18 protein-coding genes and 1 pseudogene are annotated in these 14,964 nt (G+C 62.8%); 7 read left to right on the forward strand and 12 right to left on the reverse strand.

Going from position 1 to position 14,964, the window contains the following annotated elements; all coding sequences use genetic code 11:
- Positions 1–146 precede the first annotated feature (146 nt).
- The 3 genes from BUS12_RS06900 to BUS12_RS06910 all read left to right on the forward strand — a co-directional run bounded on the left by BUS12_RS06900 (position 147) and on the right by BUS12_RS06910 (position 2,505).
- The gene (locus BUS12_RS06900) at positions 147–1,049 is read left to right on the forward strand and encodes a LysR family transcriptional regulator (protein WP_074294942.1); all 903 of its coding nucleotides are present in this window, start codon (positions 147–149) and stop codon (positions 1,047–1,049) included.
- A 238-nt stretch (positions 1,050–1,287) separates the two neighbouring features.
- Positions 1,288–1,689, forward strand: coding sequence for a nuclear transport factor 2 family protein (locus tag BUS12_RS06905; RefSeq protein WP_074294944.1), 402 nt, complete (start codon positions 1,288–1,290; stop codon positions 1,687–1,689).
- 60 nt (positions 1,690–1,749) lie between these two features.
- Positions 1,750–2,505 carry an SDR family oxidoreductase gene (locus BUS12_RS06910; RefSeq protein ID WP_074294946.1) on the forward strand — a complete coding sequence of 252 codons (756 nt, stop codon included), beginning with the start codon at positions 1,750–1,752 and terminating at the stop codon, positions 2,503–2,505.
- Between the two features lie 35 nt (positions 2,506–2,540).
- On the opposite strand, the gene BUS12_RS06915 is transcribed toward BUS12_RS06910, so the two are convergent.
- From BUS12_RS06915 to BUS12_RS39895, 9 genes and pseudogenes are all read right to left on the reverse strand, one after another.
- The gene (locus BUS12_RS06915) at positions 2,541–3,035 is read right to left on the reverse strand and encodes a DUF3237 domain-containing protein (protein WP_074297199.1); all 495 of its coding nucleotides are present in this window, start codon (positions 3,033–3,035) and stop codon (positions 2,541–2,543) included.
- Between the two features lie 282 nt (positions 3,036–3,317).
- Positions 3,318–4,067, reverse strand: a complete 750-nt coding sequence (locus BUS12_RS06920; RefSeq protein ID WP_074294948.1) for an SDR family NAD(P)-dependent oxidoreductase — start codon at positions 4,065–4,067, stop codon at positions 3,318–3,320.
- 55 nt (positions 4,068–4,122) lie between these two features.
- Positions 4,123–4,518, reverse strand: a complete 396-nt coding sequence (locus BUS12_RS06925) for a DUF427 domain-containing protein (RefSeq protein WP_074294950.1) — start codon at positions 4,516–4,518, stop codon at positions 4,123–4,125.
- 69 nt (positions 4,519–4,587) lie between these two features.
- Positions 4,588–4,761 carry a hypothetical protein gene (locus BUS12_RS38730; RefSeq protein ID WP_171991559.1) on the reverse strand — a complete coding sequence of 58 codons (174 nt, stop codon included), beginning with the start codon at positions 4,759–4,761 and terminating at the stop codon, positions 4,588–4,590.
- Positions 4,762–4,832: 71 nt separating this feature from the next.
- On the reverse strand, positions 4,833–5,579 hold the full coding sequence (locus BUS12_RS06930) for an SDR family NAD(P)-dependent oxidoreductase (RefSeq protein ID WP_074294952.1): 747 nt from the start codon (positions 5,577–5,579) through the stop codon (positions 4,833–4,835).
- A 474-nt stretch (positions 5,580–6,053) separates the two neighbouring features.
- A complete protein-coding gene (locus BUS12_RS06935) occupies positions 6,054–6,737 on the reverse strand; it encodes a DUF3331 domain-containing protein (protein ID WP_074294954.1) in 684 nt (227 codons plus the stop codon).
- Between the two features lie 278 nt (positions 6,738–7,015).
- Complete coding sequence (locus BUS12_RS06940; RefSeq protein WP_437123858.1) at positions 7,016–7,198, reverse strand: zinc-binding dehydrogenase; 183 nt, start codon at positions 7,196–7,198, stop codon at positions 7,016–7,018.
- 89 nt (positions 7,199–7,287) lie between these two features.
- Positions 7,288–7,461, reverse strand: a complete 174-nt coding sequence (locus BUS12_RS39890) for an SDR family oxidoreductase (RefSeq protein ID WP_437123868.1) — start codon at positions 7,459–7,461, stop codon at positions 7,288–7,290.
- A pseudogene (locus BUS12_RS39895) lies at positions 7,450–7,629 on the reverse strand (SDR family NAD(P)-dependent oxidoreductase); the annotation flags it as partial. The gene BUS12_RS39890 and the pseudogene BUS12_RS39895, both read right to left, overlap by 12 nt.
- 239 nt (positions 7,630–7,868) lie before the next feature.
- Between BUS12_RS39895 and BUS12_RS06950 the strand changes: the two are divergent.
- Positions 7,869–8,771: a LysR family transcriptional regulator gene (locus BUS12_RS06950; protein WP_074294958.1), complete on the forward strand. Its 903-nt coding sequence runs from the start codon at positions 7,869–7,871 to the stop codon at positions 8,769–8,771.
- Positions 8,772–8,832: 61 nt separating this feature from the next.
- Here BUS12_RS06950 and BUS12_RS06955 read toward each other — a convergent pair whose 3' ends face one another.
- Entirely contained in the window at positions 8,833–9,480 is a 648-nt protein-coding gene (locus tag BUS12_RS06955; protein WP_074294960.1) for a LysE family translocator, read from the reverse strand.
- A gap of 102 nt (positions 9,481–9,582) precedes the next feature.
- On the opposite strand from BUS12_RS06955, the gene BUS12_RS06960 reads away from it, so the two are divergent.
- A complete protein-coding gene (locus BUS12_RS06960; RefSeq protein WP_074294962.1) occupies positions 9,583–10,431 on the forward strand; it encodes a LysR family transcriptional regulator in 849 nt (282 codons plus the stop codon).
- A gap of 49 nt (positions 10,432–10,480) precedes the next feature.
- Here the strand turns inward: BUS12_RS06960 and BUS12_RS06965 are convergent, their stop codons facing one another.
- Positions 10,481–11,284, reverse strand: coding sequence for a DUF72 domain-containing protein (locus BUS12_RS06965; RefSeq protein ID WP_074294964.1), 804 nt, complete (start codon positions 11,282–11,284; stop codon positions 10,481–10,483).
- Positions 11,285–11,511: 227 nt separating this feature from the next.
- On the opposite strand from BUS12_RS06965, the gene BUS12_RS06970 reads away from it, so the two are divergent.
- Positions 11,512–12,684: a 4-hydroxybenzoate 3-monooxygenase gene (locus BUS12_RS06970; RefSeq protein ID WP_074294966.1), complete on the forward strand. Its 1,173-nt coding sequence runs from the start codon at positions 11,512–11,514 to the stop codon at positions 12,682–12,684.
- 42 nt (positions 12,685–12,726) lie between these two features.
- Here BUS12_RS06970 and BUS12_RS06975 read toward each other — a convergent pair whose 3' ends face one another.
- Positions 12,727–13,533, reverse strand: a complete 807-nt coding sequence (locus BUS12_RS06975) for a TetR/AcrR family transcriptional regulator (protein ID WP_074297201.1) — start codon at positions 13,531–13,533, stop codon at positions 12,727–12,729.
- Positions 13,534–13,765: 232 nt separating this feature from the next.
- Between BUS12_RS06975 and BUS12_RS06980 the strand changes: the two genes are divergently transcribed.
- Positions 13,766–14,947 carry an isovaleryl-CoA dehydrogenase gene (locus BUS12_RS06980; protein WP_074294967.1) on the forward strand — a complete coding sequence of 394 codons (1,182 nt, stop codon included), beginning with the start codon at positions 13,766–13,768 and terminating at the stop codon, positions 14,945–14,947.
- Positions 14,948–14,964: the final 17 nt, after the last annotated feature.

Genomic DNA, 14,964 nt, shown 5'->3' on the forward strand with positions numbered 1-14,964 from the left:
TTCGCAAATAATCCGGCAAGCGTTTTTTTGCGGTTGCGGTTTTCTGTCCGAGCGGGGCGGGTGGTTCGTATATTTGCGCCGGGTGCATCAATCGTATAGCCTTGGTCAGGTTCGCCAGCCTTGATCCAACCCAACTATCCTGCACCGTGAAGGACATCCTCGCCCTCAAGCTCTACACCCGCGTTGCGCGTCTCGGCAGTTTCTCGGCTGCGGCGCGTGAGTTCGGGCTGTCGCAATCGCAGGTGTCGCGCATCGTCGCCGAGCTGGAAGGCGACCTGGGCGCGCGTCTGCTCACGCGTACCACGCGGGCGGTCGTGCTGACCGACGCGGGCGCCGAGTTCCTGTCGCGTCTGGACCCGATCCTCATGGCGCTCGAGGACGCCGAGCAGAGCGTGCGCGAAGGCAGCGAGTTGCGCGGCATGTTGCGCATGAGCATGCCCAGCAGTGTCGCAATCCGCGAAGTCATTCCACGGCTCGCGCCGTTTCTCCAACGTCATCCGGAGCTGCGTCTGCAGATGTTGCTCGGCGACCGCCCGCAGGATCTCGTCAAGGACGCGGTGGATGTCGCCATCCGGCTCGGGCGTCTGGTGGATTCGAGCGCGACGGCCACGCTGATCACGCAGATTGCGCGGGTGATCGTCGCCTCGCCCGATTACCTCGAGCGCCATGGTGTGCCGGTGACGCCCGATCAACTGACGCAGCACCGCATCGTGGGTGGACCTGCGTCCGTGGTCCCGACGGGCTGGAAGTTCGCACGCGCAGGCGAGGAGGTGGCGCTCGACCTCGACGCGCATTTCTCGACCAACGAGAACGAGGGCGCCGTCGCTGCCGCGGCTGCCGGCATCGGCATTGCTTCGACCAGCGAATGGGCTTGCCGCCGCGAACTGGCCGATGGCTCGCTGGTCCGGCTGCTGGTCGACTGGAAGACGGCCGACATCCCGGTGCATGCGTACTTTCCGATGGGCCGCGCAACCCGCGCCGCCGGGCGCGCGGTCGTCGAACATCTCATGGCCGATTTCAGGCGCGAACAGCACGCCGCTGTTTTGTGAACCTCACGATTCCTGCGCCTTAGTGCCGGCTTGTCGCGGCGGCCTCCGGTCGCCTGGCGTATGACGTATGGGCCACCCGCCGCGTCGCCATCTATGCATCCCATACATAAGACATAGCAGAAACCGATGGCTACCGCCGGCGGCGGCGCGCGCTTATCTTCTCCATCATCCGCTTAGCCAATACCTGACTCACATGGGGCGGCGGCGATTCGATTCATTCACGTTCATCGAGACTGACATGAGCAAAACGACACCGGAGCAAAACAAGGCCCTCGTCCTGGAGGCATTCGATACGCTGTTCAACCAGCGCGACTATGAGGCGGCTGAACGCTTCTGGTCGGACCGCTACATTCAGCACAGTGCGCATATCGCGCCGGGACGCGAGGGTCTGTTTGCGCTGATCCGCACGCTGCCCGACACGCTGCGCTACGAGAATCAGTTGATCGTGGCCGAAGGCGACTACGTGATCGCGCACGGCCGTTTCTCCGGCAGCGGCAGACCGGCCGCGTGGATTGCTGCGGACGTCGTCCGCTTTGAGGACGGCAAGCTCGCCGAACACTGGGACGTGCTGCAAGACGAAGTCACTGCGGCGCAATCGGTCAGCGGCCTGCCGATGTTCGGCGACCGATTCCCCGGTTGAGCGCTGAAGTCACTATTGCGGCAGTCTCAACTTATCTGCGATATCCTTAAGGAGTCCATCATGAAACTCAGCGGCAACACGATCTTCATTACGGGCGGCGGTTCAGGCATTGGCCGTGGGCTGGCCGAGGCGCTGCATCGGCGCGGCAACAAGGTGATTATCGGCGGACGGCGGCGCAGCCATCTCGACGAGGTGGTGGCCGCGAACCCCGGCATGGCGGCAGTCGAGCTGGACATCACCGATGCGGCGGACATCGAGCGGGTGGCGGCGCAACTGATCAAGGCGTATCCCGCCCTCAACGTGCTGATCAACAACGCGGGTGTGATGCAAACGGATGCGGCGGCCGGCCGCATCGACGATGCGCTGATGGTCTCCACCATCACGACCAACCTGATGGGGCCGATCCGCATGACCTCCGCGCTGATCGACCATCTCAAGACGAAGAACGATGCCGTGGTCGCCTATACCAGTTCGGTGCTGGCGTTCGTGCCGCTAGCGGTGACGGCGGTGTATTCGTCGACCAAGGCGGCACTGCATTCGTATGTCATGTCGCAACGCTTCATGCTGCGCGATACCACGGTACGTGTGCTCGAAATCGCGCCGCCGTGGGTGCGCACCGATCTGATGAACAGCCGCGAGGCCGAACAGGCCATGCCGCTGGATGCGTTTATCGACGAAACGATTGCCGCTCTCGGCACCGACGCCAATGAGGTGCTGGTCGAGAACGCCAGGTTGTTCCGCGGTAACCCCGGGCCGGGCGAGCATGATCTTGTGAACGGCTTTAACGCGCAGATGGTTGAAGTGTTCTCGGGGTGAGGCGGGGTCTTTATGAAGCGCCATGCGTGCTCGGGCTACTTAACCTCAAACACGCTATAGACCGGGCCATCCGCAAACCGGTGGCCCGTTCCGATCGCAACCACCCGGTTCAGCCATTCATACTTGCCGGCAGGTGCTTCAAAGAGCGGATTGATGCGGAAGTAGTAGCTGGCCGGATCGACTTCCTCGCCTTTTTCCAGCCGCTGGATCACGTCGGCCGCGCCGTGGCGGATGCCGCGATAGGCCATCGTGATGTGAGCACCGTCGTCGGTTTCAAGGATCAGGCGCACGTCGAGCGTGGTGCTGCCGTCGCTGCGCACGGTCTGCCAGTCGCTGCCGCCGTCCAGCACCTTGCCGGATAGACGCTCGCCGGCGAAGGTGCCGGACGGCACGATACCGATGCGTCGAAACTGTCCCGGCGTCGCGCCGACCATCACGATCGGTTTGACGTCGAGGCGCATCACGAACAGCGGTCGTGTTTGCACACTCTGGAGCGGTGCGGGGAGCTCGTGGAAAGCGGGCGTGGACATCGTAATCACCTTGAGCGTTGAGCGCATGACGTTGCGTGTCATGTGGTTGAGTTTACCGGTTTTGATCGATCGTCGGGGCCGCTACTTCAGCGGCGAGAACTCCGTGGGACGCATTATTCTCTCCTGAAGCCACGGCACGCCTTGAGTCGGTGCTGCCGGTGATCGCTGCCGTAGAACGCATCAGCAATGACACAGAAGGCTCAATAAAAATAAACCGGATAACTAAACAAATACCGATTTATCCAGGCCGAACGAAACCTGCATGACAGACACTGCCGATCGTTACGCAGCGGTTCTTCCGCCATTGACCCTGAGAATTTCGCCGGTCATGAAGCTGGCCTTTTCCGACGCCACGAACACGATCGCCTCAGCGATTTCCTCCGGCGTTCCCGCACGCTTGAGCGGGACCGTCGCGAGCATGCCGGCCTTACGTTCCGCGCCGGCGGTGAGCCGGTTCAGCATCGCGGTTTCAACAGGACCGGGCGCGACGGCGTTGACCCGCACGCCGAATGCCGCGGCTTCGAGCGCCGCCGATTTGGTGAGTCCCTCTACGGCATGCTTGCTGGCGACATACAGCGAGAGGCCGGCCGCGCCTCGCAGGCCCATGGTCGACGAGATATTGACGATGCTGCCGCTGCCTTGCGCCGACATGACGCGCAGTTCGTGTTTCATCGCGAGCAGCGTGCCGAGCACGTTGGTGTCGAACACAGCCGTGTAGCGCTCGGGTGTCTGATCCAGCACCGGGATGGTTTCGCCCTCGGTACCTGCCGCGTTCACGGCGATGTCCAACCGGCCGAAGCGTGCGACGACGGCGTCCACCAGCTTGCTCACGTCGTCTTCGAAGCGCACGTCCGATTGCACGAACTCGGCTTGTGAGCCGGTGGAACGCAGTTCCTCGGCGAGTTGCCGGCCTTCTTCCACGCGCCGGCCTGAGACGACGACACGGGCCTTGTCACGCGCAAAAGCAAAAGCGGTGGCGCGACCGATGCCTGTGAGCGCGCCGGTGATGAGTACAACGGGTTGGGTGGTCATGGATAGTCCTTGATCGGGTGGCGCGAGCCGTCCTTGCGGCGGCTCGCTGCCGAGCTCAGTCCTGCACGTCGATGGCGTCGACGCGGTCGGGGTAGAAAGCGACGTGAGCCTTGATCTCTTCGACCGCCGCATACGGATTCTCATACGTCCAAACCGCATTCACCGAGCGCGCGCCGCCCGCTGGAATCGAGTAGTACGAGCAGTCGCCCTTGTAGGGGCAATACGTGGCATGCTCGGTGCGTTCCAGCAGGGTCATGTCCACGTCCTTTCGCGGGATGTACAGCACAGCGGGGTAGGCGGCCTCGCGCAGCGTCAGCGCCTCGCGCGTATCGGCGATCACCTTGCCGGCAAGCGTGACCACGACGCGCGCCGGGTTCGGCTCGATGGTGATCGGATGATCGGGGCCCGGTACCTTGACGGTCTTGCCTGACGGGTTGAGGTTGCTTGACATGGAAACACTCCTTGAGTTGATCGCCGTGCGCAAGAGCCAGGCGAGACCGGTGCTGCGGGCCGCTGCCGTTCAGGCGGCAGACGGCAGGAAGTCGAAATATGAACGTTCGTCGCCGCGTTGCAGGATGTCCTCGGCGCCTTCGCGGTCGAATCCACCTGCTGCCATGATGGGCCCTTTGAAGAATTTGCGCAGAAACGATGATGCGACCGGCGACTGACCCCGGCCCAGGCCGTTCAGGTTCATTTCGACATCCTGATTGATGGAAGCTGTCTCAGTTCTAAAAGCCAGCCTCTGTCAGCTCTTCACCGCGGCAATCAAAGCTTCGAACCGCCGTCGACGTGCAGCGTGTCGCCCGTCACCCAGCGTGCGTCGTCGGAGGCGAGGAAAGCGACGGCGCCGGCGATGTCGTCGGGTTGTGCGATGCGCTTGAGCGCCTGCATGCCCAACGTCATATCGCGGCCAGCATCGGTCTTGGTGAAGCTCGACATGTCGGTGGCGACTACGCCGGGTGCGACGGCGTTGACGCGAATGCCGCGTTCGCCGAGTGCAGCGGCAAAGTGCTTGACCAGCGTATCGACGGCGCCTTTCGTCGCTGCGTAAGCCGACAGCGCGCCGACTGCGGCATGCGCCGCCAGCGAGGACAGCAGCACAACGCTGCTGCCTTCGCCCAGCACCGGCAGCAACTGCTGTACGAGGAAATAGGGAGCCCGCACATTCACGGCGAACAGGTTGTCGAAGTCTTCGACGGTGGTGTCTTCGATGCTCGCGGCCTTCGCGATGCCGGCGTTGGCGACAAGCACATCCAGACGCGCGCCGACGATCTCGCGCACTTGCCTGGCAAGCGTCTGCGGACCGTCAGCCGCGCGCAGATCGGCGCCGACTTTCTGGGCCTTGCCGCCTGCCGCGCGGATTTCGGCGACCACCGCATCCGCTTCCTTTTCTCCACTGCTGTAGTGCACCAGTACTTCGGCGCCCTGTTTGGCGAGGGCTAGGGCGCTGGCGCGGCCAATGCCGCGGGAAGCGCCGGTGACGAGGGCGGTCTTGCCGTTCAGATTAGTCATGATCAAGCTCCTGTGAGGTTGAAAGCTGGTGTGCCTGCGGAGTGGGGATGCACGCCGCGTGACCTGCGAATCGGAGCAGCGGTGCGTGGCGTCATATCCGTTTGCGTCGCTGTCTTGGAAGCTAATTTAGTGGCGCGCGCGGCAAAGGAAAAAGACTTTGTGGGCTGGTGGCCATGCTTCGGGAGCATGCCTCAGTGGTGTCGCGCGCAATTGTTCGCGCTGTGCAGCCCAATAGGGCGTGATACGGCGGGATGTCGGAAGAATGAAAGCATGCGGGCGCATGCATGGCTGGGGGTGTGGTGCCGCGCGACGGCAGCGGAGGAGACTAATGGACCATCTACAAGGAGGCGGCGGAGGTGTCCGTTAAAGTGCGGCGGCGGGTCGGGATAAGCGCCACGGAGGGCCGGCGCGCGGCGGCTAGCGGGCCACCGCCCACCGTCCACCGCTCGCACCGAATCGCAGCTATACGCTCTTTCAGGCCGCCCCTTCCAGATACTCGATCGCTTCGGCCAGCACCATTTGCGCGGCATTGGCCGGACGTGCCGCCGTGCGGCCGGCCGGTCCATACACGGCGTCGCCGCGCACGATGCTGTTGCCCGTGAGCGCGCAGACGCCTTGCGAACGCGCGATGCGGCGAATCCACAACTGCTCGCAATAGTTGGCCGCAGTGGAGTCGCGCCAGGTAATCGATACGGACTTCGCGGTGAAACGCTCGACAAAAGTCACGACAGCGCTCTTCGCAAGCGCCGATGGCGCGCGTGCACGATCGGCCGCGGCGCCGCGGCGCACGCGCCCGGTGCATTCGCGCCCGGCGCGTTGCGCGGACTGGCGAAGGTCTTCGGTGGCTTTCCGCGCGGTTGCATTGACTTTCGATTCGCTTTCGCTCGCTTCGTTCGACACCGGCTCGGCGTCGTCCCCCACGTGCTTGGCGTCCTTCAGTCCGGCAATGACGAAAGCCCATGGGTCCGCAAGGCGGGCAGGCGTCAAGGTGGACACCATCGCCGGTCCGGCGGGCGGCGCCAAGGCCTCGCCGCCTGACGGGAAGGCACGTTCGGTGGCGTCGTGATGGTCGGCAGAGTCGGCCTTCAGGCGTCGATTGCGCGGCGCGGTCCGTTGATGCGTGGCCGCGAAGTCTGACCCGGTTCCTGTTCCGTTCACGTCGAATCCTTTGTTTGGCTCTATCCTCGCGGACAGAACGGACTGTAACGATGTGCTGCCTCGATGCACTTCGGCACCCCTGCCGCAGCGCGGCGAGAAGACGCCAATGCCCGTCGTGGCGGCGTGCGGCACAACGGGATATGAAGTGTGGATGCCCTTTACGACACCCTCGACGCATCATATCGGCTGCGTTGCAGCGGATAAATACGCGTTCCCTGAAAACTCCGTTTGCGTTCGGCTAACAATCGGCCATGGGTCGCGCGGGCGCCCTATGGCGGTCACACGGTCACGACGATCTTGCCGAACTGGCCGTTTTCCTCCAGATGGCAGTGGACGTCCAGGATATCGTCGAACTTGAAGGTACGATCGATCACCGGTTCGAGTGCGCCGCTCTCCAGGCCTTTGAGGACAAATTCCATTGCCGCTTCGCGGCGGATCTGATCGCCGCTCGGATGCTTCACGACCGCGTAGTCAGGCGCGGTGATGACTTCGCCGTAGGTCGAGTAGTGCGGTAGGGTTGCTAATTAAGATTGCTAATTAAATTGATTGACTAAAACTTCGATCTACCGTCGACGCATAACGTCTCGCCGGTGATCCAGCGCGCGTCATCCGAGGCCAGAAAAGTCACGATGCCGCCGATGTCCTCGGGCCGCGCGGTCCGCTTGAACGTCTGCATCGCGAGCTCGGCCTCGCGACCACCCCCGGTTGCCGCGAGCACCGGCATGCCACCGGCTGAGCGGATCTGCGCGACCACTTCGTTCGCCGCCTGGTCTTCGTGACAATAATGCACGAGCACCTGGGCGCCTGCGTGTGCAAGGGCCAGCGCGCTGGCGCGGCCAATGCCGCGCGAGGCGCCCGTGACGAGCGCGGTCTTGCCGCTGAGAGGGCTCATAGTCGGACTTGTCGCGTTTCAATGCTCACCGCTGATCACCACAACCGGTGTGCTCATGTCGGTTCTTCAACGGCATAGATGGAAGGCATGAGGCGCAGCCGCTACCGAACCCGATCGTGCTGATCGTGTTGCCGTCGCTTCCGCCTCTGCTGCTCAATCTAGCCGGGGCTTGCGCAAAGTGAAAAGACTTTGTAGGCTGGCCGGCATGCCTGTCAGGCATGGACCGCCACCGAGGGCCTATGGAGCTTCGCCATTTGCGGTATTTCATCGCCGTCGCCGAGACCGGCAGCTTGACGGTTGCAGCCGAACGCCGGCTGTTCACCTCGCAGCCGTCGCTGAGCCGCCAGATTCGCGATCTGGAAGAGGAGGTCGGTGCCGAACTGTTCAATCGCAGCGCGCGTGGCGTCGAGCTGACCGCGTCGGGCAAGGCGTTTCTCGATCATGCGCGGCTCGCGCTGTCGCAAGTCGATGCCGCCACCGAAGCCGCGCGGCGCGCCTCGCAGCCCACCAGGCAGGTCTTCGCGCTGGGCTTTCTGACGGGCGAGGAGATGACGTGGCTGCCGCGCGCGATGCAGGTGCTGCGCGACGAATTGCCGAAGATCGACGTTACCGTGTCGAGTCACTATTCACCGGATCTGGCCGACGGGCTGGCGCGCGGCAAGCTCGATCTCGCGTTTCTACGCGCCGAACCGGGTTTCGATCTCGACTATCGCGTGGTGAGCCGCGAGAAACTCATTGTGCTGATGCCGAGTGACCATCCGCTGACCGAGCGCACCAGCATCCGCCCCGAGGATTTCAGGGGCGAGCCCTTCATCATGGCGACGAACAAGGCGACGGTGCTGAATCAGGTGATCCTGGGGTATCTGCGCGAGAACGCGATCGATGTCGCGCCCGAACACGGGGTCGACAATCTCGCGATGGCTATGTCGCTGGTGGCGTCGACGCGTGGGCTCGCGCTATTGCCGGAGTACGCCAACAATCTGCTCCCGTGGTCGGTGGTAAGCCGTCCGCTCGAAGGCGAGGCTCCGACCATCGATCTGGTGATCGGTTATAGCAAGTCGAATACGTCTGCCGTGTTGAAGCTGTTTCTTTCCAGAGCGGACGAGTTGATGGGCGGACTGTATTCGACGACGAGTATCTGACCTGAGTTCGCCCTCAACGACCCGCCATGACACAGCCGGGATGTTGGAGGGTGCTCAACCATCAGGCGATGCCGCCCAGCTTCAAGGCATCGAGCGTCATGTGTGCGCCGAGCGTGACCAGAACGGCTCCCATCGCCCAGCGTTGCGCCAGCAGAAGTCCCGGCCGTCTCGCGAGGAACGTCGCCATGCTGCCGGAGCAGACGGCTACGAAGCCATTGACCGAAGCGAACGCAACAATCAACGACGAGCCAAGCACGAGCGATTGCCTGAGTACGCTGCCGTCCTGATAGTCGATGAATTGCGGCAGGAGCGACAGGAAGATCATCGCCAGCTTGGGATTCAGCAGACTGGTCGTGGCGCCCATCGCGAGGAGCCGGCGGGGCTGCTCACGAGGCAGTTCGCGAACTTCGAGGGGAGAGCGGCCACCCGGCTTCACCGCCTGCCACGCCAGATAGAACAGATACGCGGCACCCACCGCACCCAACGCGCTGGCTGCATAAGGCACGCTCAGGAACAACGCCGTGATGCCGAACGCTGCCGCGAACATATAGAAGAGGTATCCGAGCATGACGCCCGCTAGCGATATCAAGCCGGCCGTGCGTCCTTGCGCAATGGAGCGCGACATCACGTAGACCATGTTCGGGCCGGGCGTCACAGCCAGCATGCCACCCACCATCAGAAATCCGTAAATCGACCCTGTACCGTGCATTTCGCGGGCTCCCCCAAGTGCGCATGGGTCGTAGTATCGGTTTGACGCTTAATCTGGTAAAACGAATTAAATTGAATGAATTGATCAGATTTTCTGACGAACATGAAAAAACTCGATCTGGACGTGCTTGAAATGCTGGTCGCGGTTGCCGATACGGGATCGTTTGCTAGAGGTGCGGAGTCCGTGCATCGTTCGCCGTCGGCGGTGAGCATGCAGGTCAAGGCGCTTGAAGAAGCGCTGGGAAAGCCGCTCTTCGTGCGCAGCACGCGTAACGTGGCGATTACCGCAGAGGGCAAGACGCTGCTGGACTATGGCCGGCGAATGCTGGCGATGCGCGAGGAAGCGTGGGCGTCGGTCGTTCGCCCGGAGATGAAGGGCCGCGTCACGATTGGCGTGCCTGACGACTACGTTTCTTCGGTGCTGCCCCAGGTTCTGGGAAAGTTTGCCATGGCTCATCCACGTGTCGAGATTCGGGTCATCGGTCTGCCTAGCAGCGCGCTCGCGCCCTTGCTCAAAGACAACACGCTAGATCTCGCGTGTATGACGAAAACAAAGGGCGTCGCAGGCGATTTCATCCGTTTCGAGCCGATGGTGTGGGCCGGGTCGTCCGCAAGAAAGGTGTGGAAAGAGCGTCCGCTTCCGCTTGCCGTTTTCGCCGACGGCAGCACTGCGCGTGCTTATGCCGTCAGCGCGCTTCAGCGTGCAAATATCAAGTATCGGATGTCCTACGAAAGCCCGAGTTTGCTGGGCCTGATCAGCATGGTCGAAGCCGGGCTCGCGGTCGCGCCGCTCGCAAGATGCAGCGTGCCGGACCATCTGGTTCAGTTGTCGCAGAACGAAGGCTTGCCGCCCCTGGACGAGCTCGAAGTCATTCTTGCGCGCAGTGCCCGGTCTGCGCGACCGCCCTGCGATTTTCTCGCTGAGCAGATTCTGGCCGAGTTGAGGACCTGATGCGGTGGTTCTGCTTCGAGGGCGATGTGCGACAGAACGTAGTTAGCCTTCAAAGCCGTTCAATGATCGCCTTCGCCGCGGCCGGATTGCGCTCCTTGAAACCGCTGATCACGTAGAGATAAACATCGCGCCCGCCCTTGGCGGCGGCCTTCGCCTCCACCGGCTGCAGATCGTCAGGGACCGTGCCGGCGGCCAACTGACGGGCCCGCTCGGCCCATGCGTCGAGCGCCTTCTTCGAATAGCCTTGCGCCTGCGCGTCGGACGTCCCCATGATGCGCGCATACACGAACGGCGCGGTGATGTTGGCGATCTGCGGATAGTCGCTGTCGCCGGCGAGTACGATCGCCACGTCGTATTTGCGCGCCAACGTGACGAAGGTTTCAGTGCGGAAACTCTCGTGCCGCACTTCGACAGCATGCCTCAGCGTAAGGCCGTCCAGTTTCTTCGGCAGCAAGGCCAGAAATGCTTCGAAATCCTCTGCATCGAATTGCTTGGTGGTGGCGAACTGCCAGTTGATCGGGCCGAGTTTCTGTTTCAGATGCTCGAGGCCGCTGCCGAAGAAGCGCTCGATACTGTCGCCGGCTTCGGCCAGCACGCGCCGGTTCGTCGCGTAGCGCGGCGCCTTTAAGGCGAACGCGAAGTCGTCGGGCGTTTCGTCGTGCCACTTCATATAGCTCTCGGGCTTTTGCAAGCCGTAGAACGTGCCGTTGATTTCGATGGTGGTCAACTGGCGGCTCGCGTACTCGAGCTCGCGCTTTTGCGTGAGGTCGTCGGGATAAAACACGCCGCGCCATGGGGCATAGGTCCAGCCTCCAATGCCGACCCGAATGTGCGGTTTCGTGCGCGTTGCCATATGCAGTTTTCCTCGTTGTTCCGGTTTGCCTTCGGCGAGCGCCCAGCTTAACGCAGCCGCCGTGCCGTTGTCTCAGATCTGCCGCAAACACCTTCTCCTGCTGCCCGCAGGCCCTCATTGGCTATCTCAAAACGGGATAGTTGTTATCTGTTATATCGCGTTGCGCGATATGCCGGGTAGTCGGCACACTGGGGCCACAAATCAATCGCCGCAGCAAGGAGACAATCATGCGCACTCAAGTCGGCATCATCGGCGCCGGGCCGGCAGGCCTGCTTCTTTCCCATTTGCTTCATCTGCGTGGCATCGAGTCGGTCGTGCTCGAATCGCGTACGCGTGAGCAGATCGAATCCACCATTCGTGCAGGCGTGCTCGAACAGGGCACGATGGACTTGCTGAGCGAATCCGGCGTCGGCGCGCGCATGAAGGCGGAGGGTGCGCTGCATCACGGTTTCGAACTGGCCTACGAGGGCAAGCGTCGGCGTATCGATCTGACCGGACTGACGGGCCATGCCATCACCGTCTATGCGCAGCACGAGGTTATCAAGGACCTGGTCGCCGCGCGCGTGGAGGCGGGCGGCGCCTTGCTGTTCGGCGTCTCCGAGACGTCGATACACGGCATCGATACCGCCGCCCCATCGATCCGCTTCACACATCAAGGCGAGCCGTGCGAACTCCAGTGCGACTTCGTGATCGGCTGCGACGGCTCGCAAGGGGTGTCGCGTGCGTCGATCCCCGCGGCGTTGCGCAAGGACTATGAACGGGTCTATCCGTTCGGCTGGTTCGGGATTCTCTGCGAAGGACCGCCGTCGTCCGACGAACTGATCTATGCGCGCCATGAACGCGGTTTTGCACTCGTCAGCACCCGTTCGGCGAACGTGCAGCGGATGTATTTCCAGTGCGACCCGAAGGAGTCGGTGAACAACTGGTCCGACGATCGCATCTGGGCTGAGCTGCATGCACGGGTCGATTCCGCGGACGGTCAGAAGGTGGTGGACGGCAAGATATTCCAGAAGAATATTGTCGGCATGCGCAGTTTTGTTTCGACCACCATGCAGCATGGCCGGCTCTTTCTGGCCGGCGATGCGGCGCATATCGTGCCGCCTACCGGGGCGAAAGGCCTGAACCTTGCCGTGGCGGACGTGCGCGTGCTAACCGCTGCCTTGCGGGCGTTCTATGAAGAGAACCGCACGGATCTGCTCGATGGCTACAGCGCTACCGCGCTCAAACGCATCTGGCGTGCCGAGCATTTCTCGTACTGGATGACGCGCATGATGCACCGGCTCGACGATGCTTCGCCGTTCGAGCAGCAGCTTCAGGTCGCGGAACTGGAGCATGTCACGACCTCGCGTGCCGCGGCCACCGCGATGGCGGAGAACTACGTGGGTGTGGCGCCGGTATAGGCCAACGCGCTGGCCGGAAGATCGGATGCGCGAAGCGACGCGTTACGCACCATCCGCACCACCGACCTTCCGGCCGCGCCGCCCAGCCGGCGCGGCTGCGCTTGCCGCCCGCTGCGCCGCTTCGACCGTCTCGGCCGCTTCCAGGCGCCGGCTTGCTTCGCCCACCTCATGCCTGAATTGCACCAACGCGGCCAGCGCCGCATCGGGCGGCTGCAGGGCCGCCCATAACACTTCGATCAGACTGTCCGCGGTGGCTTCGATATCCGTGCGGCGGTTGGCGAGCGTCGCGTCCCACAAGACGTGCTCCATCGGCCCGAACACCATGGAACGCAAGAGCCGCAACGGCACATCCGCGCGCACCTGGCCGGTTTCCTGGCCGTGCGCCAGCACGCGCATCAGCGGGGCCGTATAGCGCCGCTGCATATCGGTCAGCGTTTCGCTGAGTTCGTGATGCCGCGCACGCCCCTCCGACAGCACCAGCGCGCACAGGTCCGTGCCGTTCACCAGCATCAATCGCAGATGCATCCGCACAATGAAGGCGAATTGTTGCCGCACGCTGCCGTCGCGCGGCAGGCCGGTTTCGATTGCCTCGATGATTTCGTCATACCAGTCGCCGATCACCCGCGCGCACAACTCGCGCTTGCCGCGAAAGTAGCTGAATACCGTTGCCTCGGAGATACCCAGGCGCTGCGCGATCTCCGCCGTGGTGGCGCGCTCGTAGCCCTTCTCGGAGAACACGTCGCGCCCGGCCTGAAGAATTTCCTTCACGCGCTGCTGCGATTTGCGGCCGGCCGGCTGGCGGCGCGATGCCGGCGCTTCGGCCCTGGTTACGGCCTTCGGTGCGGCCATCATATGAGTCCAGTTCAAGTTTCGATTCCGGACAATCCCGGTGCCGCCGAGTTTAGCACGCTGGAACATGGCTAAAACGTGCTTCCGGCATATCTGAGTATCACTCAAAAATACCTATTGACGTATACGTAAATCTAGCGTGAAATTCGGCTTGGGCGAGCGCGTGTGGCCGCCGCGTCCGCAAGCGCGGCTGAGCGCGCACGAATGCCGATGAATTCCTGGAGACACTGCAATGAGTAACCTGCCCGGTTTGCAATTCCCGCTTGGTGAAGAGATCGAAATGCTGCGCGACAGCCTCGCCGGTTTTGCGGCGAAGGAAATCGCGCCGCGCGCCGCGGAGATCGATCGCACCGACCAGTTCCCGATGGACCTGTGGAAGAAGTTCGGCGATCTGGGCGTGCTGGGCATGACCGTGTCGGAGGAGTATGGCGGCGCCAACATGGGCTACACGGCGCACATGATCGCCATGGAGGAGATCTCGCGGGCGTCGGCTTCGGTCGGCCTGTCGTATGGCGCGCATTCGAACCTGTGCGTGAACCAGATCCACCGCAACGGCACCGAGGCGCAAAAGCAGAAGTACTTGCCGAAGCTGGTGTCGGGCGAACACGTCGGCGCGCTCGCCATGAGCGAGCCGAACGCCGGCTCGGACGTGGTCAGCATGAAGCTGCGCGCGGACAAGAAGGGCGGCCACTACGTGCTGAACGGCACCAAGATGTGGATCACCAACGGCCCCGATTGCGACACGCTGGTGGTCTACGCAAAGACGGATCTCGAAGCCGGCCCGCGCGGCATCACGGCGTTTATTGTCGAAAAGGGCATGAAGGGTTTTTCGGTTGCGCAGAAACTCGACAAGCTCGGCATGCGCGGCTCGCATACGGGCGAACTGGTGTTCGAGAACGTCGAAGTGCCGGAAGAAAACATCCTCGGCCAGTTGAACGGCGGCGTGAAGGTACTCATGAGCGGGCTCGATTACGAGCGCGCGGTGCTCGCGGGCGGCCCCACCGGCATCATGGTCGCGGTGATGGACGCGGTGGTCCCGTACATTCACGACCGCAAGCAGTTCGGTCAGTCGATCGGCGAATTCCAGCTCATTCAAGGCAAGGTGGCCGATCTGTACACCACGCTGCAGGCATGCCGCGCGTATCTGTACGCGGTGGGCCGTCAGCTCGACACCATGGGCGCCGAGCACGTGCGTCAGATGCGCAAGGACTGCGCGGGCGTGATTCTCTATACCGCTGAAAAAGCCACGTGGATGGCCGGCGAAGCGATCCAGATTCTCGGCGGTAACGGTTACATCAACGAGTATCCGGTGGGACGTCTGTGGCGCGATGCGAAGCTCTATGAGATCGGCGCGGGCACCAGCGAGATCCGCCGCATGCTGATTGGCCGCGAACTGTTTGCGGAAACGGCTTGATCCCTGAGCAGGGCCAC

The sequence above is a fragment of the Paraburkholderia phenazinium genome, from assembly GCF_900142845.1.
GTDB classification, from domain to species: Bacteria; Pseudomonadota; Gammaproteobacteria; order Burkholderiales; family Burkholderiaceae; genus Paraburkholderia; species Paraburkholderia phenazinium_A.